Source organism: Vibrio rotiferianus, assembly GCF_002214395.1.
GTDB classification, from domain to species: Bacteria; Pseudomonadota; Gammaproteobacteria; order Enterobacterales; family Vibrionaceae; genus Vibrio; species Vibrio rotiferianus.
In genome coordinates this window covers 540,041-565,397 of record NZ_CP018312.1, presented here as the reverse complement: position 1 = coordinate 565,397, position 25,357 = coordinate 540,041, and the positions used below count along the sequence as shown (strand labels likewise).

Annotated in this window: 16 protein-coding genes; 9 read left to right on the top strand and 7 right to left on the bottom strand. The window is 45.9% G+C overall.

All coding sequences use genetic code 11. The features are described from left to right. Positions 1-98 precede the first annotated feature (98 nt). Both BSZ04_RS11665 and mltC read left to right on the top strand, forming a co-directional pair. Positions 99-5,753: an SslE/AcfD family lipoprotein zinc metalloprotease gene (locus tag BSZ04_RS11665; protein ID WP_420823189.1), complete on the top strand. Its 5,655-nt coding sequence runs from the start codon at positions 99-101 to the stop codon at positions 5,751-5,753. Between the two features lie 166 nt (positions 5,754-5,919). Then, complete coding sequence (gene mltC, locus BSZ04_RS11660; RefSeq protein ID WP_088880443.1) at positions 5,920-7,044, top strand: membrane-bound lytic murein transglycosylase MltC; 1,125 nt, start codon at positions 5,920-5,922, stop codon at positions 7,042-7,044. Positions 7,045-7,159: 115 nt separating this feature from the next. Here mltC and BSZ04_RS11655 read toward each other — a convergent pair whose 3' ends face one another. Next, positions 7,160-8,344 carry an NnrS family protein gene (locus BSZ04_RS11655; protein ID WP_010449927.1) on the bottom strand — a complete coding sequence of 395 codons (1,185 nt, stop codon included), beginning with the start codon at positions 8,342-8,344 and terminating at the stop codon, positions 7,160-7,162. A gap of 199 nt (positions 8,345-8,543) precedes the next feature. On the opposite strand from BSZ04_RS11655, the gene BSZ04_RS11650 reads away from it, so the two are divergent. Then, a complete protein-coding gene (locus BSZ04_RS11650; protein ID WP_088881587.1) occupies positions 8,544-9,095 on the top strand; it encodes a gamma-glutamylcyclotransferase family protein in 552 nt (183 codons plus the stop codon). Between the two features lie 38 nt (positions 9,096-9,133). On the opposite strand, the gene BSZ04_RS25405 is transcribed toward BSZ04_RS11650, so the two are convergent. Together BSZ04_RS25405 and BSZ04_RS11640 are read right to left on the bottom strand one after the other, a co-directional pair. Then, a complete protein-coding gene (locus BSZ04_RS25405) occupies positions 9,134-9,511 on the bottom strand; it encodes an outer membrane beta-barrel protein (RefSeq protein WP_338063138.1) in 378 nt (125 codons plus the stop codon). A gap of 367 nt (positions 9,512-9,878) precedes the next feature. Then, entirely contained in the window at positions 9,879-10,211 is a 333-nt protein-coding gene (locus BSZ04_RS11640; protein WP_088880442.1) for a tRNA-binding protein, read from the bottom strand. A 177-nt stretch (positions 10,212-10,388) separates the two neighbouring features. Here BSZ04_RS11640 and BSZ04_RS11635 point away from each other — a divergent pair, with 177 nt between their 5' ends. Next, entirely contained in the window at positions 10,389-11,387 is a 999-nt protein-coding gene (locus BSZ04_RS11635; RefSeq protein WP_038885172.1) for a substrate-binding domain-containing protein, read from the top strand. A 181-nt stretch (positions 11,388-11,568) separates the two neighbouring features. Here the strand turns inward: BSZ04_RS11635 and galM are convergent, their stop codons facing one another. From galM to galE, 4 genes are all read right to left on the bottom strand, one after another. After that, positions 11,569-12,627: a galactose-1-epimerase gene (gene galM / locus BSZ04_RS11625; protein ID WP_088880440.1), complete on the bottom strand. Its 1,059-nt coding sequence runs from the start codon at positions 12,625-12,627 to the stop codon at positions 11,569-11,571. Between the two features lie 52 nt (positions 12,628-12,679). Further along, a complete protein-coding gene (gene galK / locus BSZ04_RS11620; RefSeq protein ID WP_088880439.1) occupies positions 12,680-13,840 on the bottom strand; it encodes a galactokinase in 1,161 nt (386 codons plus the stop codon). A 200-nt stretch (positions 13,841-14,040) separates the two neighbouring features. Continuing rightward, on the bottom strand, positions 14,041-15,093 hold the full coding sequence (locus BSZ04_RS11615; protein ID WP_047481565.1) for a UDP-glucose--hexose-1-phosphate uridylyltransferase: 1,053 nt from the start codon (positions 15,091-15,093) through the stop codon (positions 14,041-14,043). Positions 15,094-15,243: 150 nt separating this feature from the next. Next, on the bottom strand, positions 15,244-16,263 hold the full coding sequence (gene galE / locus BSZ04_RS11610; RefSeq protein ID WP_088880438.1) for a UDP-glucose 4-epimerase GalE: 1,020 nt from the start codon (positions 16,261-16,263) through the stop codon (positions 15,244-15,246). A gap of 457 nt (positions 16,264-16,720) precedes the next feature. Here galE and mrdA point away from each other — a divergent pair, with 457 nt between their 5' ends. The 5 genes from mrdA to BSZ04_RS11585 all read left to right on the top strand — a co-directional run bounded on the left by mrdA (position 16,721) and on the right by BSZ04_RS11585 (position 25,265). Next, complete coding sequence (gene mrdA, locus BSZ04_RS11605) at positions 16,721-18,619, top strand: penicillin-binding protein 2 (protein WP_088880437.1); 1,899 nt, start codon at positions 16,721-16,723, stop codon at positions 18,617-18,619. 241 nt (positions 18,620-18,860) lie between these two features. Further along, complete coding sequence (gene ebgR, locus BSZ04_RS11600; RefSeq protein ID WP_088880436.1) at positions 18,861-19,847, top strand: transcriptional regulator EbgR; 987 nt, start codon at positions 18,861-18,863, stop codon at positions 19,845-19,847. 343 nt (positions 19,848-20,190) lie between these two features. Beyond that, the gene (gene ebgA / locus BSZ04_RS11595; RefSeq protein WP_088880435.1) at positions 20,191-23,289 is read left to right on the top strand and encodes a beta-galactosidase subunit alpha; all 3,099 of its coding nucleotides are present in this window, start codon (positions 20,191-20,193) and stop codon (positions 23,287-23,289) included. Between the two features lie 3 nt (positions 23,290-23,292). After that, positions 23,293-23,742, top strand: coding sequence for a beta-galactosidase subunit beta (locus BSZ04_RS11590; protein WP_009698695.1), 450 nt, complete (start codon positions 23,293-23,295; stop codon positions 23,740-23,742). An 89-nt stretch (positions 23,743-23,831) separates the two neighbouring features. After that, entirely contained in the window at positions 23,832-25,265 is a 1,434-nt protein-coding gene (locus BSZ04_RS11585; protein ID WP_005449069.1) for an amino acid permease, read from the top strand. Positions 25,266-25,357: the final 92 nt, after the last annotated feature.

The following is a 25,357-nucleotide window of genomic DNA, read 5'->3' as shown; positions in this document are numbered from 1 at the left end:
ATGAACAATTGTAATTTAGCCACACATACCGTCTAGCATATTTTAATTTAAACTAATTCGAATAGAATGCGCATTTTCCTTCATAACTAAAATAAAAAATGCCTAAAAAACTTATACTTTCAACCATCATATCTATGGTGCTTACTGGTTGCTTTAGCGACTCAGGGAGTAGTCAGCCTCCTTCAGTAGAGCCGCCTTCGTCGAATCACCCACCTAGTGTAGAGTCAGTTCCTGTGCTTACTGCGCTGGTCGATCATAAGGTAACTTACCAACTTGTTGCCTCCGATAGAGACGGTGATTCTCTGAGCTATCAACTGAACGATGCGCCCGATTTTGTGTCTGTCGATAAACTTGGCTTAGTCACTATTGCTCCAAAAGAACCAGACCAAGACCAGTATCAATTTTCTATCAGCGTCTCAGACGGTAAAGCAAAGGTAACCACCCAAATTCAGCTCAATGTGTTTGCTCAACCAACAGCATCTTGCCCTGAAGATACGACTGATCCAGTGTGTAATAATGACAGCGGTTTCCAACCTAACTTCGCTCCTGAGCTCACCGTTGATGCGCAAATCGATGTTAAGGCAGATATCGCATCGAACTATCAAGTCAGTGCTAAAGACTACAATGGTGATCAACTAAGCTTCTCTTTAAACCAAGCACCTTCTTGGGCATCGATTGATAGCCAAGGGCTTATGAGCTTCGTGCCAACTGCGGCTGATATTGGCACTTATGAGCTTGCAGTGATAGTCAGTGACGGCACATTCGACGTAACCGCTGATACTCAAGTAACCGTGCATTTAGGCATGACACCGGTAGATCCAGACTTGATAAATCATGCTCCGGTGGTCGCCCCTATCCCTGCACTAAAAGCCAAGGTCCAACGACCATCAACTTATCAAGTTCTTGCGACGGATAAAGATAATGATGTACTTACTTACTCTTTAAAAGATGCGCCTGATTTTGTCTCCATCTCAGAAAATGGTCTGCTATATATAGAGCCACTAAACAACTCAAATGCAGGAAGTTATCATAGTCAGGTACTAGTGAGTGATGGCTCACTTATCACATCTCGTAATCTAACCATTCACGTTAGTGATCAAGATGAACCAGGTAATGACAACAATGCTCCTATAGTTCAATCAATAGCACCGATCACCGCTTTCACCGATCAAACGCTTGAATACCAAGTCATCGCTTCTGACCAAGATGGGGACCGTTTGAGCTTCTCACTTGATAACTCGCCAGAATTTGTCTCGATCACTCAATCAGGCGTTCTTACTTTCGCACCAACGCCGGTGCATGAAGGCAATTATCAATTTGATGTTACGGTCAGCGATGGGAAGTTAAGCACAAAGACAACCGTTATTGCTCAGGTTCATCTTCCGACAGCATCCTGCGATGAAAACAGCACCGCACCTGAGTGTGTGAACCCCGATGAAGGTATGGAAGTCACCTTCTACAAAGCTAGTCTGACAGCATCAAACAAGCCATTAAAAGGCGATGTGAGCTGCAACGGGCAATCACTCTTAGAGGGTCACTTTAATACGACAGAAGGTGACAGCTTTACTTGTTACTTAGAATCACTCGATTCCAGTTCAATAGAACTCGGAAGCTTCATCGCTCCCGATCACAAGAGCCAAAGCCTCAACTCAGATGCATTAGTTCCCATTGCCTTTGAGCTCACCAACGTCATCGGTAAAGGTGATAATGCGGCGAAAGTATTGGAGTCGATCTCCTCTTGTCCAGAGTCACAACAGGTCTGCCTTAACAAGATGGACAGCATCGATATTGCCGGGATCTATAACTCAGCTGCACTCGATTCAGACGAAACCGTAGGCGCGTTTTTAGCCGCTAAAAGTGAAGAGTCTACTGACGACGTAGGTAAAGCACCGAGCTCACACCGAGATCCTAATTTGGTTCCTGCGGTATCTGGTGGTGATAACGATTTGAACAGTGACTTTGTGTCATCTAATGCAGAAGCCAGTTTGACATATCAGCCAAGTGTAGAGGCTCAAGTATTAACTCGCAGTACATTAACTGACGCTCATGGACTGCCGATTGTGGGAATCAGCTATTTCTCCGCACACTCAACGGGGGTAACAGATGCGAATGGTGAATTTGAGTATTTGTGGGGGGATTCACTCACATTTGGCATTGATACCTTTGAGTTTGGCTCCGTTATCGGTAACAAGGTAAGTTATCAACTTGCCGATGTGACAGAAAATCCTGTAGTAAAAGCGAACATCCAAGCTTTATTGCAGCGTTATGGCGAAGCAAGTGGCGAACAGATCACGATTGGTGCTCAAGTACGGGACGTCTTCTCACAATACCCGAACGTCATCAATGAACTGATCAAACTTACCCTACCGAATGGTGGAAAGTTAGAAGGTACCTCTTTCAGCTTGCCTAATGAATTTGAAAAGCAATTTGAACAGGGACTTACTGCGCTTATTGATCAATCTTTGAAAAAGACATCAGTTGTCGCAAATCGATCACCAGTCGTCTTTTCTCTGAATGATGATAAATACGTGACCAACTCACTCAAAGCAATCTTTGACGGCGTCACGACTTTCCATGTCTTCAACGATAACAGCAGTTTCTATGGTGCAACAGGTTACACGCGCGGAATGCGTATGTTGAATATGTCAAACCGTGCGTTCCCAATTGTCATGCCACGCACCGACATTAACCGACAAATTGCTTTTGACGAAGCCCAAGCCTGGACACGAGAAGGTAAGCCATACATCGCAAACTGGCCTGACATTGAAATGCCAGCCATCCCTAAAGTTTCAAAAGACAACGCCACCTTCGGCTTTCCATTTGTTACAGCTGGAGAGATCGGCTTAGGCAAAGTGGTGTTTATGGGCAACAGCTTGTACCCAAGTATCCTGTCTTGCCCAAACAACTACTGGGCGAACGACGCACTGCGTATTGACAGTACCGCTTACTCTTGTACAACCACTGTTGATTTATCCGATGACCCAAGAAACGATCATGGCAGCATGAAACGCTTCTTCAGTAATCTGTTCCAATGGCTCGCACCTGATTTGAACAATGGTGGCATTCGTGTTGCTACCAATATCGACCTAGCTGCGGCAGCAAGAAGTAATGTGTCTCACGGCACTCAATATGACTTCTTTATTAGCCCAGAATACGGGTTTTCCGCAGTCGATAAAATCAGTAAAGGTGGCTTTGAGGCGCTTTCTATCACAGAAACACCATTGCTTATTCTTCAAGGTTATCAACCGAAAGTTCTCGGTGATGGCATGACTCATCGCTACATCGCGGATTTAGATCAAGCAAACCTAACTCAGGAAGATATCACCACCCTCATCCACTTTATCAATGATGGTGGCAGCGTGATATTTATGGATGCCATCGACGAAAAGCTAAACCCTGAACCTTTAGGACGTCTAGCCGATGCAGCTGGTATGTCTATTGGTGGCGGTAACGTGACGCCAACTAACCAAGCTTTCTGCGGTTCATCATACTACTGCCAAAGCATGTATCCGAACCTTCATGTACGTAGCCGCTATGACATGGTCGTACTAGAGCGATTCCCAGATGTCAATGGCAAGCGCCCTTACCAAGTCAATGATGACGGCTCGATAACTTGGGCTCCGCCAATTGATATGCCAAGCCTTGAAATTCCTCAATATCAAGTAGAGAAACTTGATAGCAATGGAAAACCAATGCTAGACGAATCTGGGCAACCAATCATGGAAACAAAACATGCTCGTATTTTTGTACAAAATGAGCAAGAAACAGCAGCAGCGATTGCTGAACTGCAAAATGCGTTTCCAGATACATCAATCTGTAGTCATGATTACGAATACGAAATCGACTGTATCGAAATTCGCAAAGGTGATGGTGTCGTTGTTCGTGGAAACTATTGGCGAAAAGACTTCGATCGTTACCAAATAAGCCCAGACGTAGTGGATAGCATGGTGAAAGCAGCAAACTTAGGCACCAATATCCAAGCGTTGATGGATCATGAACTTTACTACCGTACTAAAGGCGACAAAGGTATTCGTTTATCTACCACAGAGCTGAACCAAACCTATGACAACCTATCAGTATGGTTATGGAACAACAATGATTATGCTTACGATCAGGACGTTCAAGATGAGCTCGGTTTTGAAACTCTAGTCAACTACCTGAATTGCTACACAAACAATAAACATGGTAACGGTGGGGCTTGTCCTGACTCATCAAAGGCTCAACTGATTGAGCACAAGATGATTCACGGTGAAGGTGAACTATTAGGGCAAATGAACCCTAGCTACCCATTGAACTATACTGAAAAGCCTTTGACTCGCATTATGCTCGGGCGCTCATTCTGGGACTACGACATTATAGTGGATACATCAGCGTACCCTGGTCAAAGTACAGGAGAGGCATCCTCTGTTTCGATTGATATTAAAACCGCGGGCTCCCCTGTAACCTTCTCTGCAGGAAACAATCAATCAACAGGACTTTGGGCGCCACAGTTACAAGAAGTCACTGTGACAGGCGGCGTACAAGCTAACATCACCGTAATGATGGCCGATGATTTAACAGGTAAGCCTCAACATGAGACTCGTCTAAATCGTCCACCTAGAATGCAAATGAACTTTGCCCACGATGGGGGATTAACCAAGTTCACCGTTCCTTACGGGGGGCTTATCACGGTTAAACCAATAAGCTCTGCTTCTGCAGATAATGCAATAGCGACATTCACTTTCGATGGCGTACAAAAAGCGGCATGGTGGAAAGAAGGGAAATGGGTGCACTCGATTGAAGAGAGTACCGCCCCAATCGCAGAAGTGGACACGGGGAGCTTCATTTATACAACGGCCGTTAAGAACTTAACCAACGCGGATCTTGTAAAGTTCAGTGAAGAAATGAATCAGTTTGCTGAAGCTGCAAGTGATTTCTATGGTCGAGATGAAGTAACAACTGAGGGCAAGCATCGACGTTTTACCTACAAAGATCTCGCTGAATTCCGCCACCGATTCGTCAATGACGTACAGATCTCGATTGGTGCTGCACATTCAGGTTATCCAGTAATGAACAGTGGCTTTAATGCCCAAAATGAGAACATACCATTACAACCTCTGGCTAGTTGGTTACTGTGGCATGAGGTAGGTCACAACTTAGCCTCAGCGCCATTTACAGCTGCTGGTAGCACTGAAGTAACTAACAATTTGCTTGCCCTATACATGCAAGAGCAAGTCAATGGCAAAATGGTTCGTATCGAAGCTGACATCCAAAAAGCCCCATACTGGCTGGAGCAAAACAGCGGTCATGCTTGGAGCCATGGCGATGCGGGTTTACGTTTGGTTATGTTCGGACAGCTAAAAATCTGGGCTCAAGATAACTTCATCATCGACAATTGGTATTCATCAGGAACTGAAAAGCCAAGCATCTACAATCATGACCAAGGATGGAACATGTTTAAGTTCATGCATCGCAAATCCCGTGGCGATTCACAAGGTGATGAAGGTATGAACTACTGTAGTGCACAAGCCACTGGCCTTAGCGGTGGTGATTTGATGATGCTTTGTAGCTCTTACGTTGCTAACCACGACTTGAGCGATTTCTTTACTCTCTGGAATGTTGGTGAAACATCAAGTACCAGTCCTGAAGGAATCAAAACATACTCAGGTGGAATCAGTAGCACAGCCCTAACAATGTTAGCTGGCCTTAAACTACCGAAACCAGAAACCCCACCTCAAGCGATCAGTCACCTTCCTGATGCTGTAGTGCATTGATCCAATAGTTTTGGCCTCGAAAGAGGCCATTACTTCTCCCGAGCTATTTTCCATTTATCGATACCACAAATTTTTTTAATTTCATGGTGTTAGTACATTTTTCTATCATTTCATTCCTTTATGTAGATCACGAGTAATCTACAACTTCAGCCAACTATGGACTCTGATGAAACAAACTATTTTGCTGCTATCGCTGTTATTAGCAGGCTGCTCACTTGGCCCAGAAGGGCCTCACCAACAGCAACCAACACAACCGTGTGATTGCAGCGCTTATGAACCACCGATTTCTCCGCCGACCTCAAATGACAGTGATATCGCTAAGCTATTAGCACATATCAAAAAGCTCGCTCAAGATCGTTGGGGTGAGGATGAATTTGTTGAGGCCGGTAAACATCGCTATGTGAAATACCTTGATGGTTATAGCACTCGCGCTCACATCGATTTTGAGGCGGGTAAGATTTATGTTTCAACGATTTCTCAATATCAACCAACCGAAAAGTTACAAAAAGCCATTGTACAAACGTTACTGATGCCTGCAGACCCTGCACATGCCGAGCTCTTTAGTGATAAAGAGGCTGTGCTGCGTGGGAAACCTTTCTTACTTGGGCAGGTTTTGGATCATGATGGCAAACCAATTGAATGGGAATGGCGAGCAAATCGCTACGCGGACTATTTGATCGACAACAGGTTGCAAAAAAAAACCATCAAGCGTGGTAGTGCTTATTATGTTGAAATTACCATGGTAAAGGACCACTTAGAGCAGCGCGAGTACCAATACGCAGGCCTGGTTCAAGATGCAGCGAAACGATATGGGTTATCTGAAGATCTAATTTTCGCCGTGATCAAGACGGAAAGCAGCTTTAATCCTTACGCAGTTTCTCATGCCGGAGCTTACGGTTTGATGCAAGTTATTCCTAAAACCGCTGGTGCTGACGTATTTAACTTGGTGAAAAACAAACCCGGAATTCCGACCAAAGAGTATTTATTCGATCCAGCAAACAATATCGATACCGGTGCAGCATATTTCTATATATTGAAAAACCGCTACTTGCGAGATGTAAAGCACCCAACTTCCAAGCACTTCAGTATGATTTCCGCGTACAACGGTGGCACTGGTGGCGTTCTTTCGACGTTTGATAGTGACCGAAAGCGCGCGATGAACGAACTCAATAGCCTAAATCCAACTCAAGTTTATCAGGCTCTAACGACTCAACACCCAAAAGGGGAAGCAAGACGTTACTTACAAAAAGTTCTGTATTTCCAAAAAGACTTTAATGAAGGGAACATATAAATACTAGGGGTTGTTGACCTTTCGAGTTGGCTTTTGCAGCGAAAGATAAACAGCCCCTAGGGCTTGGCAATAATCCAAGCCCTTTCTCATGGAGAATACTCAAGACTTCCTGAAACTAGCCAGGGTGCCCATCCGCTCGTGGAGTAAGCAACATAATACCAAAACGCCATACAAACATACCAAAGGCGAGGATCCACAATGCGGCACTCACATCGATCCAAATGAGCATATTTGAAGGGTCAAAAATAACGCCCAAACTTCTCGTTAACGCGGCTCCAATAATCGCAATAAACGCGATACTCATATTCGGACCTTTGTAAATCATGCGCCCTGTGTGCCCCATAGTGACGCGAGCAATCATCGCTAAGATCAATCCACCCAGTGCACCAATCGCAAACAAGTGAATCAAATTGTGACTGGCAAATGCGTTGTCCCAACCACCCCGCAAGATAAGACTTAAAGGCAGACACAAATATGCCGTATGTAAAGACCACACAAGTGGCTCACTTAGGGTTAACCAAGGCTTCCAACGTAGGAATCGAACCAATTGCGCGACTCCGGCAAACAGCATCAGTGGCTTACCAAGTTCAGCAAAAGTTACCGGGAAGAAGCTCAACACAAACAACATGACCAAAGGTAGGTTTGCTAGCCAATCTAACCACATGAGTGGCTGAGCTTTTTCGAAGTTAAAACGACGAGCAGTGAAAAAAGGAATCACTCGTCCCCCCATCACCGATAGTAATAACGTGAACCACCAAAGCATCGCCTGCCATACCGCCGATGACGTGAATGGAGGCATGCCCTTCACCGTGGCATAACTGGCAAAATTCGCAAAGATTGCGAGTAAGAATAGCGGGACAAAAAATAGGTTTCGCCAACCTTTAGCACGGTATACACGAATGCCTACTTCATATGCTACAAACAACAAAAATAGTGCTTCAATACTACTGGTTAACCAAAGTGGTGCTGGTGTCCATAGTAATATTCTTGGTGCCAACCATAAAGCAAACAAAGCCAATAACGTGTAATGCTTGGTGCCATTGATACCAGTCCAGTTTTGCACAGCAGTCAGCACAAAACCCACCACGATGGCCATCGAGAAACCAAACAACATTTCATGTACATGCCACCACAACGCAGGAACACTCAGTGCGCTTGGCTGTCCGGTCTGAAACATCCATACCCATATCGCAATCGCGATAATGGCGTAGATAGAGCCAAACAGGAAAAAGGGTCTAAACCCGAGTCGCAGCCATGCGGGGATTTTTTCTTCCACTTTTTTATCGGTGATATTCAGCATTGTGATGCCCTCAAGTACCTTTAGGTACTGTCCAAAAATTCAACACCAGCGATCTTACCACAAACATGCATAAAAAATACATGTTATAATTTTAAACTATCCTTTCTAGGTAAAAGCGATGCTCCCTGCGTTGCTTGGAGAGTACTGTTTAGGTATAACAGGTAGAAATGATTTCGTCGAAGTAAGGGAAGCAATCGAGATGTATATATTTGGCTATGGCAGCTTAATTAATTCAGCCTCACGTAAGTTAACGGGGCAAACTGGAGAAGCCATCCCGGTAGTTGCTCATGGATTAGTGCGTTATTGGGGGAAAGTCGATGACAGCTATATCCTGTCCCCTCTAGTTGTGAATAAAGGCGAAGGGCAAGTCAATGGCGTGCTGCTTGAAGTCGACGATCAAGCGCTAGCGGATTTTGACCGACGCGAGCGTGGTTATCACCGTATTCAAATTCGCCCTGAGCAAATCGAAGCTGAAGTCTCGTTTAACCGAGAGTACAGCATTTGGGTCTACGTCAAAAATGATCCTCTACCGCCCTGTTCACTCAGCCCAATCATGCAAAGCTATGTCGATACTGTTTTAGCTGGTTGCTTGGAAGTATCTCACGCCTTTGCTGAACACTTTGTCCACCATACAATTGGTTGGCAGCATGCAAAAGAAAATGATCGCCACCAGCCTAAATATGGCAACCTTGCTGGAGTGCAGGTCCATCATTATGAAGTGATCGATAACCTAATTAAAAAGGGAGCCTAGCCGCTCCCTTTTGTTACTGTTTTTTAGCTGACACCAAGTTAGAACCTGTAATCTAGACCTACATAGAAGCTTTCGAAGTCGAAATCAATATCACCAGCATCACCTTCAATTTCAATTGATACAGAAGAGGCTCGATAACCACCTGAAATCATCAATCCAGACATGAACTCGTATCCTGCTTCTACACCATAGTTAAAGCCGACATTGCTTCCGTCATCAGCAACCCCGTCAAGAGTGAGGTCAACCCCTAACACTCCAATTCCGGCGATCGCGCCAGCATAAAAACCTGTTCCCGGAAGGTAGTATTTCGGCTTAACATTTACGTTAATCCCATATGCATCGATTTCGATCTTAACTTTTTTCGTCGTAAACCCATCCGAAATAGTAGCGATACCATCAAACGAGCCGAAATTCATATATTCGGCCTCTAAGGCAAAACTCAGCTGCTGAGTTAAAGCTCGTTCAACACCAAAACTTACGCCAAATCCCGTGCTGGAGGATAGGTCACTAACTGTTGATTTAGGGATATCAAGACAGTATTGTGCACCTCAACTCCAACATATCTACCTATGTTTGTGTTGGCTTGAACAGAGCATGACAAAACAACTAATCCCACAGCCAATGATAAAGAAGACACTGCGACTTTCATTATAATTCCCTTAAACATCATAATTTTAAATAATATTAATCAAGAAAATATAACTTATGTTGCATATCACTTAAGCTTAATGGTTATAAAATGAGGTGTCATACATAGAGATTTATAATATTTATCTGTTAACGCTAAACAATTCTTACCCCGGCAGGCATTACGCGTTCCGGTGTCAGTAATACGCTTTCCGACTCATCGTCAGTTTCAGCGCACAGCAACATACACTCAGAGGTTTCACCACGCATCTTAGCTTTTGCTAGATTACACAACACTACCACTTGTTTACCCATCAACTCTTCTTCTGTGTAGTACGGTACAAGGCTCGTTACCGTTTGCAGGGATTTCTCACCGACATCGATCTGCACAATGTACAGCTTGTCTGCATTCTCGTGGCGCGCCACCTCGATGATTTTTCCGGTGCGAATTTCTAACTTTGCAAAGTCTGAGTAAGCGATCGTTTCCATTTATTAAAACTCCAGTAAAACTTTACTAAAAAGATAACGTTTACACTATCAGTAAGATTAATAATTACAAGAGGTAAAGATCGCACTTTAGAAAGTAACCAACTGTTAAAATTGCACTTATTACACAATGGGTGTTTAATACTCAGGTTAACGTTTTTAGCCAACGAAAGGTTCCTCATGGCAACAATCAAGGATGTCGCGAAAGAAGCCGGCGTATCGGTCGCGACCGTCTCTCGCGTGATCAATAAATCACCGAAAGCAAGCCAATCTTCTATCGATGCAGTGACGCAAGCGATGAGTAAGCTTGGCTATCGCCCTAACGCAGCAGCACGTGCACTCGTCAGCCAAAGTACCAATACGATGGGCGTGCTGGTAAGCGATGTCTCTGACCCATTCTTCGGCACCATGGTCAAATCGGTTGATAACGTGGCAAGAGAAAATGGGAAGCACATTCTGATTGGCAATGGCTACCACAACCCAGAAGACGAACGCCAAGCGCTAGAGTTGCTGATTAATAGCCGCTGTGAGGCGATTGTGATCCACTCTAAAGGCTTATCAGATGAAGAATTGATTGGCTACGCCAAAGAAGTTAAAGGCATGGTGTTGATCAACCGCCATATCCCAGAGTTGGCAGAGCGTTGTATCTCTCTTGATAACCGCAAGGGGGCATACTTAGCGACGGAATATTTGATTCGTCATGGTCACACCAAGATTGCTTGTATCGCCTCATCCCATGACATCGAAGATACCGACGAGCGTTTACAAGGTTACCAAGCAGCACTGAAAGATCACGATATTGAGCTATCAAAAAGCTATGTCGAATATGGCGAGCCAAACAGTGACGGCGGCGAAACAGCCATGACCAATCTGCTGACCAAATCACTCGCAATCACTGGCGTGGTGGCTTACAACGACTACATGGCAGCAGGCGCACTGGCGGCATTAGACCAAAACGGCATCGACGTACCAGAAAAAGTGTCTATGGTTGGCTTCGACGATGGCTTAATTGCTCGCTTCGTCAACCCAAGTTTAACCACGATTCGTTACCCAATCGAAATGATGGCAGAGCGTGCCGCACGCTTGGCGTTAGCGTTATCGCGTGATGAACAAGTGGAAGATGACACCATCATCTTTAGCCCGACTTTAGTGCGCCGTAATTCGGTGGTCCGTCTTTAGAATATCGCGCTAGTCAATGCCAAAACAGATTACAAAGTAAAAGCTCTGCCACCGATGTGACAGAGCTTTTTCTTTTTGGGTGTTTGTAGAGAGCGTTATTTTGCCAACTTTCGATGAGCTTTTGACCTACTGTGAACAAAAAGCCTACTGTAATCCAAAAGCTCGAAAATGCTCAGTCTACCTAGAAAGCAAACTGATAAGTGGTGCAGAAGCGGTACTCTTGTTCAGGCTCAAGAATACAGCTTGGCTGCGCCCACTCAGCATGATTTGGCGAATCTGGTAAAAACTGGGTTTCTAACGCCAAGCCCGAGTAGTCTTGGTATTCCCCACCACGACGATTTGGTGCACCCGCTAACCAGTTGCCCGTATACAATTGCATCGCAGGTTTGTTGGTCACCACCGACAAGTGCACTTTTTCATCTGGAGAAACCACCAGCGCAACCGGTTTTGCAACATCACGATGAACATCAAATAGGTAGCTATGGTCATACCCTTTGGCGGCAATCTGCTGTTCATCTTGTAAGAAATGCTCCGATACTGACTTTTCATTTCTAAAATCAAAGCCCGTTCCTTTTACATCTTGCAATGTCTCCAAAGGAATACCGGCCTCATTGGTTGGTAGATATTGCTCTGCTGAGATGGTTAAACGGTGAGAACGGCAATCCAAATCCGCCTCTGAACCCAATAAATTAAAGTAGGCATGGTTGGTCAAGTTTACTGGTGTCGCTTTGTCTGTCTTAGCGAAGTACGCAATGCTCACTTGGTTATCATCAGTCAGCGTATACGTCACTTGCACTTCTAGATTGCCCGGAAAACCTTGGTCGCCATCTTCAGACAGCAAAGAGAACGTCACTTGCTGTTCGGACTGAGACTCAATCTTCCAACGACGTTTATCAAAACCTTCCACACCACCATGCAAGCAGTTACCTTCTTGGTTGGTAGACACTTGAAATGCTTCGCCATTCACTTCAAAAAGACCATTGGCGATGCGGTTTGCGTAGCGACCAACAGTGACACCCATGTAACCCTGTTGCTGCATGAAACTCCCCATCGTCCCCACTCCGAGAAGTACTTCACGCAACTCCCCATTCGCCAAAGGTAAACGACAACTCAGCCATGTCGCGCCAATATCCATAAAGGTAACGCTCATACCTGTGTTATTTTTCAGTTCGACCACGTTGGCAGGCGCGCCATCAAAGGCGGCCTGCTGTGTCATCGTGATAGTTAATGGCTCAGTCATCTCTCGCTCCTACTGCGTCTCAAAGCACTTTGAACTTAAAGCAATTTTGTATTTAAAGTACTTCGACTAAACCAGCGCCGTTTTTTGCTTGGCACACATAGATGGATTCTTTTAGACCCGTTGCTGCTTGGTACTTCGCTTCTACCGTTGCTTTCACTTCGTCAACCAATGCTGGCGGTACAATCGCAACGATACAACCACCAAAGCCGCCGCCTGTCATGCGCACGCCGCCTTGCTCGCCAATCACTTCTTTCACCATCTCAACTAACGTATCGATTTCTTTGACTGTGATTTCGAAATCATCACGCATAGAAGCGTGAGACTCGGCCATCAGTTCCCCCATACGCTTCATGTCATGTGCGCGAAGTGCTTGTGCTGCTTCTACCGTACGGTCGTTTTCTGTGATTACGTGACGAGCACGTTTTGCGACCAATTCGTCTAACTCAGAGACTTTCTCGTTGAACTGTTCAATGGTCACATCACGCAGTGCTCTCACACCGAAAATGCGCGCCGCTTCTTCACACTGCTCACGACGTGTATTGTATTCACTGTCTACCAAGCCACGTTTTTTGTTCGAGTTGATGATCACCACGGCCATGTCTTCAGGCATCGATACCGCTTCAGTTTCTAGGCTACGACAGTCCAACAGCATAGCGTGGTTTTCACGACCTTCTGCCGAAATCATTTGGTCCATAATGCCGCAGTTACAACCAACGAATTCGTTCTCTGCTTGTTGGCCGTTTAGCGCGATTTCCGCTTGGCTGATTTCTAAGTTGAACAGCACTTTGAAGGTTTGACCAATCACCACTTCCAACGCTGCCGACGAGCTTAAACCCGCACCTTGAGGCACGTTGCCGCTAACAGAAATATCCGCACCAGTGAATTGGTAACCACGAGCAAGAAGACACTTCACCACACCGCGAATGTAGTTCGCCCACATTTTGTCTTGCTGGAATGTGATTTCTTGCGTGATATCGAATTCATCAACGGCGTTGCCGTAATCCACAGAAACCACGCGCACTAGGTTGTCTTCACGCTTCGCAGCCGCCACAACGGTTTGGTAGTTGATCGCACATGGCAGTACAAAACCATCGTTGTAATCAGTGTGCTCACCAATCAGGTTTACACGACCAGGGGCTTGAATAATGTGGCTTGGCGCGTAACCCAGCACTTGTTCAAAAGAAGTTTTCACATTTTGGATTAGATCAGACATAGGGACGTTCTCTTAAATTATAAATTTGGTATTGGTGTAACCGGTGTTAAGTGCTGATTTCCAGTTTCGTATTTGCTCGGCTAGTCCTCCCCCTTAATAAGGGGGAGTCAGAGGGGGTTAGCCCTCCACTCACAAATAAAAGAGAATTTGACCGAGTTTTAGGTAAAACCAGCGATAACTCCGGTTATTCATTAATTGGTTTATTGCTCTTTGTAATGCACATCGCTTAGGTCACGCAGACGCTGCGCCGCTTGTTCTGCTGTTAGGTCGCGTTGGCTTTCTGCCAGCATTTCATAGCCAACCATGAACTTACGAACCGTTGCACTACGTAGTAATGGCGGGTAGAACAACGCATGCAGTTGCCAATGGTCGATATCGGTGCCTTCTTCAAAGAATGGCGCGTAATGCCAGCCCATTGAGTAAGGGAAAGAGCATTGGAATAGGTTGTCGTAACGGCTGGTTAGCTTTTTGATTGCAACCGCAAGGTCATCACGTTGATCATCGGTTAGCTCACTCATTCGACGAATGTGCGTTTTAGGCAGTAGCATGGTTTCGAATGGCCACGCCGCCCAGTAAGGAACAACAGCAACCCAATGTTCGGTCTCAACCACGGTACGTGAACCATCTTTAAGTTCAGCTTGCACGTAATCCACCAGCAAGTTGCTGCCATGCTCTTGGTAGTAAGCTTTTAAGTTGTGTTCTTTGCGCTCGATTTCGTTTGGTAAGAAGCTGTTTGCCCAGATTTGACCGTGCGGGTGAGGCTGAGAACAACCCATGGTCTCACCCTTGTTCTCGAATGCTTGAACCCAAACGTAGTCTTTACCCAGCTCTTCGATTTGGTCATTCCACGTGTCAATCACGCCACGAATTTTGTCGACCGGTAGCTCAGGCAAAGTTTTGCTGTGATCAGGCGAGAAGCAAATCACTCGGCTCAAACCGCGCACACCTTGCGTTTTGAACAGTGGGTTGTCTGACTCAGGCGCATCTGGAGAGTCCACCATCAATGCTGCAAAGTCATTTTGGAACACATACGTGCCTTGGTAATCTGGGTTTACATCACCAGAAATACGCTCATTGGTTGGGCAAAGGAAACACTTCTCGTCGTAGCTTGGTAGCTCATCAATTGCAGGTTTCTCGTCAGCGCCACTCCAAGGGCGTTTTGCACGATGCGGTGACACCAAAATCCACTGACCCGTTAGTGGGTTGTAACGACGGTGTGGGTGATCCACTGGGTTAAATTCAACATTCGACATCTTACTTACTCAACTTTTAAAATTTCTTTCATCTGCATTCCCCAATGAAATTGGAGTTGCAGCTAGGCGGCAAGCTTTCCAATATCCATGAGCATAGGTTTTCTATGTGATTGGAATTGGAAAGTGTAGGCAACAACGTTGCAGCTTCAATTACGCAGGGGAATAACCTTGTGGATTATTTGACTGCCACTTCCACGTATCTGCCGTCATTTCCGCAACACTGCGGGTCGCTTTCCAGCCAAGGTCTCGCTCCGCTTTATCTGTACTTGCCCAGCATTCTGCAATGTCACCTGGGCGACGAGGGCAAAGCTCGTAAGGCACTGGGTTACCGCAAGCCGCTGCAAACGCTTCTACCATCTCAAGAACGCTAGAGCCTTTGCCCGTGCCTAGGTTGTAAATGTGCAAACCAGCTTTTTCACCGACTGATTTCAGCGCTGCGATATGGCCATCAGCCAAATCCATCACGTGGATGTAATCACGCACGCCTGTGCCATCCGGCGTTGGGTAGTCGTTGCCAAATACCGACAGTTTTTCGCGGCGGCCTACTGCCACTTGCGCGATAAACGGCATTAAGTTGTTCGGGATGCCCTGAGGGTCTTCACCCATGGTGCCCGATGGATGCGCACCAACTGGGTTGAAGTAGCGCAACAAAGTCACGCTCCAGTCATTTTCTGCATTGAACAAATCACTCAAGCACTCTTCCACCATGTACTTGCTGCGACCATATGGGTTAGTGGTCGCCCCCGTTGGAGAGTCTTCCGTAATCGGCACAATGTCAGGATCGCCGTAAACCGTTGCCGATGAGCTAAATACAATGCTTTTCACGCCTGCTTTACGCATGCTGCGCGCCAACACCAATGAGCCATTCACATTGTTGTCGTAGTATTCCAATGGTTTCGCGACAGATTCGCCCACCGCTTTCAGGCCAGCAAAGTGAATCACAGCTTGAATGTCATGCTTGGCAAATACTGAGTCCAAAAAGGCTTCATCACGAATGTCGCCTTGGTAGAAAGCCGGTTGCTTACCAGTTAGCGCTTCAATGCGGCTTAACACTTCCACTTTGGCATTACACAAGTTGTCGACAATGATTGGCTCCATACCAGTTTCAATCATCTGGACACATGTGAGACTGCCGATGTACCCCATACCGCCTGTGACAAGAACTTTCACTTTTGCTTCTCCACTTTTGCTGCTCGATACTTGGAAATTGGTTGAGCCTGATCACCAAGCAAATTCGCTCATCTCTTAACTGGCTAAAAGTCTACCAATCAAAACCGATCCAGATCCGTGATCAAATTCAAATTAGTGTAAACGTTTCCACAAAAATAAAATCACAGCTTGAAACAAATATAATTGGCACAATTGGAGTTAATTAGAAAGAGAAATACGACTTATGACACTTATATGTATCAACGTTTACACTCTTAAGAAAAGGCGCGGTGATTCACGCATACAAGAAAGCTGGTTTGCCACAATCGATCCCTGACATTGCTCTTACAAAACGAGAGATAAAGCCCGCTACAGTAGCTCCGCCTCAAATGTAACCATTTGTAACAGGACTTATTCCACAGTCTTTTCCCTCTCTTGGGGCAAACAGAAAACTGAAACCGCATCAAAAGAGCTATTCATGTTACGTAAGCGAAACGAATTTCGAGATCATACCCAGGAAGTGAGGTTGTTTAAGAACCGTGCCATCGTCGCCTTTATTGGCATGGTCATTTTATTAGGAGGGCTGGTCGCCAACCTATACAACTTGCAGGTTAATCACTTTAAAGACTACCAAACCCGCTCTAACGATAACCGAATCAAGATACTGCCTATTGCGCCTACTCGCGGCCTCATCTACGACCGAAATGGCGTATTGCTTGCGGAAAACCGCCCCATTTACAATCTTGATATGATCCCCGAACAAGCAGGCGATCCGGATGCACTGATTGAAAAGTTGCGTCATTACATCGATATCACACCGGAACAAGTCAAATCTTTTAAAAAGCGCTATAAACATACTCGCCGCTTTCGCTCTGTTACGATCATGAATGAGCTTAATGAAAAACAAGTAGCGCGCTTTTCAGTCCACCAATTTGAGTTTGATGGCGTCTTTGTCTCCGCCGATCTCAAGCGCTTCTACCCTTATGGTGCAGAGTTAACGCATGTATTGGGCTACGTTTCTCATATCAATGATCGAGACTTACGCCGCCTTGATGAAGAAGGCAAATTACAGAACTACCAAGCAACACAAAACATCGGAAAGCTAGGCGTAGAACGTTACTACGAAGACACTCTACACGGCACCAAAGGCTACGAAGAAGTCGAAGTAAATAGCCGAGGCCGAGTGATCCGTACCATCCAATATGTGCCGCCTATTCCAGGCAAAGACATAGTGTTGAACCTAGATATTGAGTTGCAAGAGTATGTCTATAAAGAGCTAGACCATCGTCAAGGCAGCGCAGTCGTACTCGACCCAAGTGACAACAGCGTACTCGCTATGGCATCTAGCCCAAGCTACGATCCGAATCCATTTGTGAACGGTATTTCCAGCAAAGCCTACAGCGCTCTGTTGAACGATCCAGCTCACCCTTTGGTTAACCGCACTACATTGGGCGTTTACCCACCCGCTTCAACCGTAAAACCTTTTATGGCAGTGGCTGGGCTCGAAGAGCACGTAATCACACCAAATACCGTACGTAACGATCATGGCACTTGGCGCATTCCTGGCTCGAAACCTAACTCAAAAGCATGGCGAGATTGGAAGCGCTGGGGCCACGGGGATGTTGACGTCACCAAAGCCATTGAGGAATCGGTTGATTCGTTCTTCTATCAAACCGCTTTTGACCTTGGTATTGACCGAATTTCTGCATGGATGAACCAATTTGGTTTTGGTTTGCCTACGGGTATCGATATTTACGAAGAAAGTAGCGCCAACATGCCAACTCGAGAGTGGAAAATAGCACGCCACCGCACACCTTGGTATCAAGGTGATACCGTGCCTATCGGCATTGGGCAAGGTTATTGGACGGCAACACCAATGCAAATTGCAAAAGCGACTTCCTTCCTCATTAACCATGGAGAAATGAAAGCCCCGCATCTACTCAAAGCCGTGATTGAGCATGGTGAAAGTTTTGAAAACCAAGTCAAGGTCACGCCAAAAGACTTACCTCCTATCGAAGGTGTCCCTGATGAGTATTGGGATATTCCAATTAACGCGATGCGCTTAGTAAACAATGGGACTCATGGCTCAGGTCGCCGCGCATTCAAAGGAGCGGAATACAGCAGTGGTGGTAAATCGGGTACCGCACAGGTGTTTGGCCTGCGCAAAGACGAAGTCTACAACTCGAAAAAGCTCGCTAACCACCTGCTTGACCATGCGTTGTTCACTGCGTTTGCACCGTACGACCATCCGAAATACGTGGCGACTGTCGTCATTGAGCACGGTAACGGTGGTTCAAAAGTAGGTGCTCCGTTCATTCGCCATGTATTTGATCACCTACTGGTAGACCCAGATAAAACCAAAGGTAAAAAGTCTTAGACTTAACCTTATCGCCTTGCCGCTTATGTTAAGTGGCAATAATAAACAATAAAGTCCGACCGGAGTGTCCTAGCCGCTCGGGCTTTTGTTTGCTTAAAATTCCTCTTCTCGCGGTGATATCTTCATCTCACTCCTCGCACAGTTTTACTAAAAATTTGTGCATCTATAAGTAGCTGTTTACAATGGGGGGATTATTGCTTTTTCTCACTGGGACAGTGAGCTTTGCCTACGGGAAGTATACATGGCAACATTAAAAGATATCGCTACCGAAGCTGGCGTCTCACTCGCGACCGTATCGCGGGTGTTAAATGACGACCCAACCTTGAGCGTAAAAGAAGAAACCAAACACCGCATCTTAGAAATCGCAGAAAAGCTGGAATACCGCACCAGCAGTTCCAAAAAAGCCACCAAAGAAGCGAGACAAAAACACCACTTTTTGGCCTTGTATAACTACAAGCAAGAAGCCGAGGTGAATGACCCTTATTATTTGTCGATTCGTCACGGGATTGAAACCCAGTGTGACAAATTGGGCATTACGCTAACCAATTGCTACGACAGCATCATCGATGTAGAAACGCAAAAGATCACAGGCATCCTTCTAGTCGGTAAAACTGACAGCGCCGTGATTCGTAAATTGCCTAAACGTCTTGCTGACAGCATTTGCTACATCGACTTCTCTGACAGCGATAGCACATATGACTGTGTTGATATCGATCTTGCGCGAATCAGTAAACAAGTGGTCGACTTCTTTGTCGAACAAGGCTACGAACGGATTGGTTTTATTGGTGGTCAAGATGAACCAAACACTGCAGACATTCGTGAAAATGCATTTGTAGAATACGGCAGCTTGAAAGGCGTGGTGTCTGAAGACGATATTTATCGCGGCGACTTCTCTAGCTTATCTGGTTACGATTTAGCAAAAGCCATGTTAGCAAAAGGCGATTTTCCTAAAGCGCTCTTTATCGCTTCAGACTCGATTGCAATTGGTGTTTTACGAGCGATTCATGAATTCGGTTTGAACATTCCACAAGACATTGCCCTAATCAGCGTCAATGACATCCCAACCGCCCGATTTACCTTCCCTCCACTCTCAACTGTGCGCATTCATTCTGAGATGATGGGTATTCAAGGGGTAAATTTATTAGTAGAAAAATACCGCGACGGTCGCGCACTGCCTCTAAAAGTGCATGTACCGAGTAAATTAAAACTCCGCGGCACCACTCAATAATTCCCTTCACATTATCAAATTTATAAAGCACTGAATATTCAGTGCTTTTTTATTGTCCCTTCTTTAAATCTAGCTATTTTTTATCCACTTTACCTAAGAAATCGACTTGGGATGCCATTCCTTTATCCTGATCACATCTTGTTCAATGATCGCTCGATAAAACGTGACCAAGTTAAAGTTAAACGTTTCCACTAATTTATTTTAGTAAAACTTTTACTAATATCTTTTCCCAGATAATTCATCACTCTTTTTCAAATGACATCGGCTGCATTTCTTTTGGATAGCTTCAAGCATTGGACTCCTCCTTTGCCTGCTACCAAACTAAGCCGAGGGGAGAACAAACGTGAACAATTGGGAAAACTTCCTTCACCTGCATGAGAGTCGTATGGCACCACGTGCTTACTTCTTCTCTTACGATTCAATTAAAAACGCACAAACATTCCAACGAGAACTGAGCCGTCGCTTCAAACTGCTAAGTGGTCAATGGACATTCAACTACTTCACCAATCCTCTCTTGGTGCCAGAAGAGTTTTACTCGCAAAAAATGGAAGAATGGGGACAAATTACCGTTCCAAACATGTGGCAAATGGAAGGTCATGGCGACCTTCAATACACAGATGAAGGCTTCCCATTCCCTATCGATGTGCCTTTTGTTCCGACAGATAACCCGACAGGTGCTTACCAACGCACGTTCACTCTGGGTCAGCAATGGGACAATAAACAAACCGTCATCAAATTTGATGGCGTTGAAACCTACTTCGAAGTTTACGTAAACGGTCATTACGTTGGCTTTAGCAAAGGCAGTCGATTGACCGCAGAGTTCGACATCTCTTCTTACGTACAACAAGGTGAAAACTTACTGTCTGTACGTGTGATGCAGTGGGCAGATTCGACTTACATTGAAGACCAAGACATGTGGTGGACGGCGGGTATCTTCCGCGATGTGTACCTTGTCGGAAAAGAGCACGTTCACGTCCAAGATCTAACTGTTCGTACTGATTTCGCCGACGATTACCAAAGTGCCACCTTAAGCTGCCAAGTTGAACTGGAAAACCTGTCGACTACGGCTGCTTCTGGTTACACGCTGGAATACACGCTACAAGACAAAGGCACTGCGGTTGCAAAAGGCCAATGTGATTCACTGACAATCCAAGACAACAGCCAAGCAAGCTTTGCCATTGATATGGTCAATCCTGTCCATTGGACAGCAGAGAATCCATATCTTTACCAACTGTTCATTACGCTAAAAGACGCACAAGGCAATATTGTCGAAGTGATTCCGCAACGCGTTGGCTTCCGTGACATCAAAGTGCGTGATGGTCTGTTCTACATCAACAACCAATACGTGATGCTGCACGGTGTGAACCGCCACGATAACGACCACCTAAAAGGTCGTGCAGTTGGCATGGAGCGTATCGAGAAAGATCTGATTTTGATGAAGCAACACAACATCAACTCAGTTCGCACCGCGCACTACCCTAATGACCCACGCTTCTACGAACTGTGTGACATTTACGGCTTGTTCGTAATGGCAGAAACCGACGTAGAAACCCACGGCTTCGCGAACGTTGGCGATCTAAGCCGCATCACCAACGATGCCGCATGGGAAAGTGTGTTTGTAGACCGCGCAGAACGCCACGTTCACGCCCAAAAGAACCACCCGTCTATCATCATGTGGTCACTGGGTAATGAGTCCGGCTACGGCTGCAACATCCGCGCGATGTACGATGCAACCAAAGCGATTGATGACACCCGTTTGGTGCATTACGAAGAAGACCGCGATGCAGAAGTCGTCGACGTGATTTCAACCATGTACTCACGTGCGCAGCTCATGAATCACTTTGGGGAGCACCCACACGAGAAACCACGCATCATTTGTGAATATGCACACGCGATGGGTAATGGCCCTGGCGGTCTAACGGAATACCAAAACGTGTTCTATGCGCACGACCATATCCAAGGTCACTACGTATGGGAATGGTGTGATCACGGCGTATTAGCACGTGATGAAAACGGCCAAGAGTTTTACAAATACGGCGGTGATTACGGCGATTACCCGAATAACTACAACTTCTGTATGGATGGTTTGATTTACCCAGATCAAACACCTGGACCGGGCTTGAAAGAGTACAAACAAGTCATCGCTCCAGTGAAAATTCAAGCAGTAGAAGGTAAGACAAACACCTTCACCGTAGAGAACAAATTGTGGTTTACCAACCTTGATGATTACACCATCACGGCGGATATCCGAGCGGAAGGTGAAACGCTGCGCAGCGTGCAGTTTAAGGTCGAACAACTTGCTGCAAACAGCGCGCGTGAAATCACAATTAACCTGCCAGAACTCGACGAACGCGAAGCCTTTATCAACTTCACCGTGCGTAAAGACAGCCGCACTTTGTACAGCGAAGCGAACCACGACATCGCGGTGTACCAATTCCAACTGAAAGAGAACACAGCAAGCGAAGTCGAATTTGTTAGCCACAATGCACAAGCGTTAGTCACGACAGAAAGCCGCTTGGAACATGTGATTGAAGGTCACAACTTCACTCTGACCTTCTCTAAAGTCAACGGCAAGCTGACCTCTTGGCGCGTTAATGGTGAAGAGCTGATTCAATCGGAACCTAGACTGAACTTCTTCAAGCCAATGATTGATAACCACAAACAAGAGTACGAAGGTTTGTGGCACCCAGCACACTTACAAATCATGCAAGAGCACTTCCGCACGCTACATGTCGAAGCAACGGATGATTCGGTTTCGATTACGACCACCAGCATCGTTGCACCACCGGTATTCGACTTTGGCATGCGCTGTACCTACCGCTACCAAATCAACGCACAAGGTCACTTGAATGTGGAACTGAGCGGTGAACGCTATGGCGATTACCCGCACGTAATCCCTGTGATTGGCTTGGATTTGGGCATTAACGGCAGCTTTGACCAAGTGAGTTACTACGGCCGTGGCCCTGAAGAAAACTACCAAGACAGCCGCCAAGCGAACTTGATTGATGTTTACCACAGCACGGTAGCCGACATGTTTGAGAACTACCCGTTCCCACAAAACAACGGCAACCGCCAACACGTTCGTTGGGCATCACTAACGAATCGTCACGGCACGGGTTTGTTGGTGAAACCACAGCAAGAAATTAACTTCAGCGCTTGGTTCTACACCAGCCAAAACCTGCACGAAGCGCAACACACCATTGAGCTAGAAAAGAGCGGCTATATCACGCTCAACCTTGACCATCAAGTGATGGGACTGGGATCAAACTCGTGGGGAAGCGAAGTGCTTGATTCATACCGCGTGTACATGGACGAGTTCCGCTATGGCCTAACACTGATGCCACTTCAAGCAGGCGATTGCAGTGCACAAGCCATGGCAAACCATGATTTCGACAATGCGTTCTTCACTCAACCTAATACTCAAACTGCAAACGAGGCGTAATCCATGATCGTGTTAGACAACTTAGACCAATTCAAAGTCGTGTACCGCAATGGGCGTAAATGGCAGCGCTGTGTCGAGGCAATTGAGAACACCGTAAACCTTAAAGATGGCGTGATGTATTCCATCGGAGACTCCTTGGTTTACATGATTCAAGACGGCACAAAACAAACTGAAATGTTTGAAGGCAACCGCCGCTACTTCGACGTGCATTACTACCTTGAAGGTCGCGAAACGGTGGAGTTCGCTGACAAGAAAAACCTACAACCTGAGCAAGCTTACCAAGATGAAACTGACCGCGAGTTCCTTTCCGGTCAAGGGGATACTCGTGAGCTTTGTGAGGGGCAAGTAGCGATTTTCGATAACACCAAAGCCTACCGCTTCCACGGTGATAACCGCGTTAGAAAGGTCGTGCTGAAAGTCACTATCGAAGATGGCTACTTCTTAAACAAATAACAAAAGCAAAGAACAAGAGAAGGGCTGCGCTCACAGCAATGCAAGCCCTTCCTCCCTACAATTCCAACGTGATTCATCGGAGATAGAAAATGTCTGAATCCAAACGTAATACGATAGGCAAATTCGGGTTGTTGTCCCTTACCTTTGCCGCGGTCTTTAGCTTCAACAACGTAATTAATAACAACATTGAGATCGGTCTTGCTTCAGCGCCAATGTTCTTCTTGGCAACCATTTTTTACTTTATTCCTTTCTGTTTGATCATCGCAGAGTTTGTATCGTTAAACAAAGACTCGGAAGCCGGTGTGTATGCATGGGTAAAAAGCTCACTTGGCGGACGTTGGGCGTTTATCTCTGCCTACACCTACTGGTTTGTTAACCTATTTTTCTTCACGTCATTGCTGCCACGCGTTATTGCTTATGCGTCATACGCATTCCTTGGTTATGAATACATTCTGACCCCACTCACCACAACAGCACTAAGTATGATTCTGTTTGCGTTCGCAACTTACGTATCAACCAACGGCGCGAAGATGTTGGGTCCAATTACCTCAGTCACTTCTTCTTTGATGCTGCTACTGACTATGTCGTACATCCTGCTTGCTGGCGCTGCATTAGTCGGTGGCGTTCAACCTGCTGACCCAATCACAGTAGAAGCCATGGTGCCAGACTTTAGCTGGGCATTCCTAGGCATTACCACTTGGATCTTTATGGCTGCAGGCGGTGCTGAATCGGTGGCGGTTTACGTAAACGACGTGAAAGGCGGCTCAAAGTCTTTTGTTAAAGTGATCATCGTTGCAGGTATCTTCATCGGCGTACTTTACTGTGTCGCTTCAGTGCTGATTAACGTATTCGTACCTAGCGAAACACTTAAATACACGGGTGGCTCTGTACAAGTATTTGAAGGTTTAGCGGCGCACTTCGGCTTGCCTGAAATATTGATGAACCGCTTTGTAGGCTTAGTGTCGTTTACCGCGATGTTCGGCTCTCTGCTAATGTGGACTGCGACACCAGTAAAAATCTTCTTCTCTGAAATTCCAGAAGGTATCTTTGGTAAGAAAACCGTAGAGCTAAATGAAAACGGCGTACCTGCTCGTGCAGCTTGGTACCAATTCCTTATCGTTATTCCACTGATGATCATCCCGACTTTGGGCTCGAACACAGCGCAAGATCTGATGAACACGGTCATCAACATGACGGCTGCGGCTTCAATGTTGCCACCACTGTTTATCATGTTGGCTTACCTAAACCTACGCCTAAAACTGGACCATCTAGAACGTGATTTCAAAATGGGCTCTCGTATGACAGGTATCGCTGCGGTTTCTGTGCTTATCGTTATCTTTACTGTGGGCTTCCTAGCGTCAACCTTCCCAACTGGCGCAGACATCATGACGATTATTTTCTACAACGTTGGTGGCATTGTGATTTTCCTTGGTTTTGCTTGGTGGAAGTACAGCCAATACGAAAAATCACTCGACCAAGAAGAGCGCGCCAAAGAAGCAGCGCCAGCAACTCAAGCAATGTGAGCCTTACACATAACGCTTGATAGCACCTGACCACATTCGTCAGACCAAGGGCACCCATCGGTGCCCTTTTTTATACCCAAGTAACCTCGCGA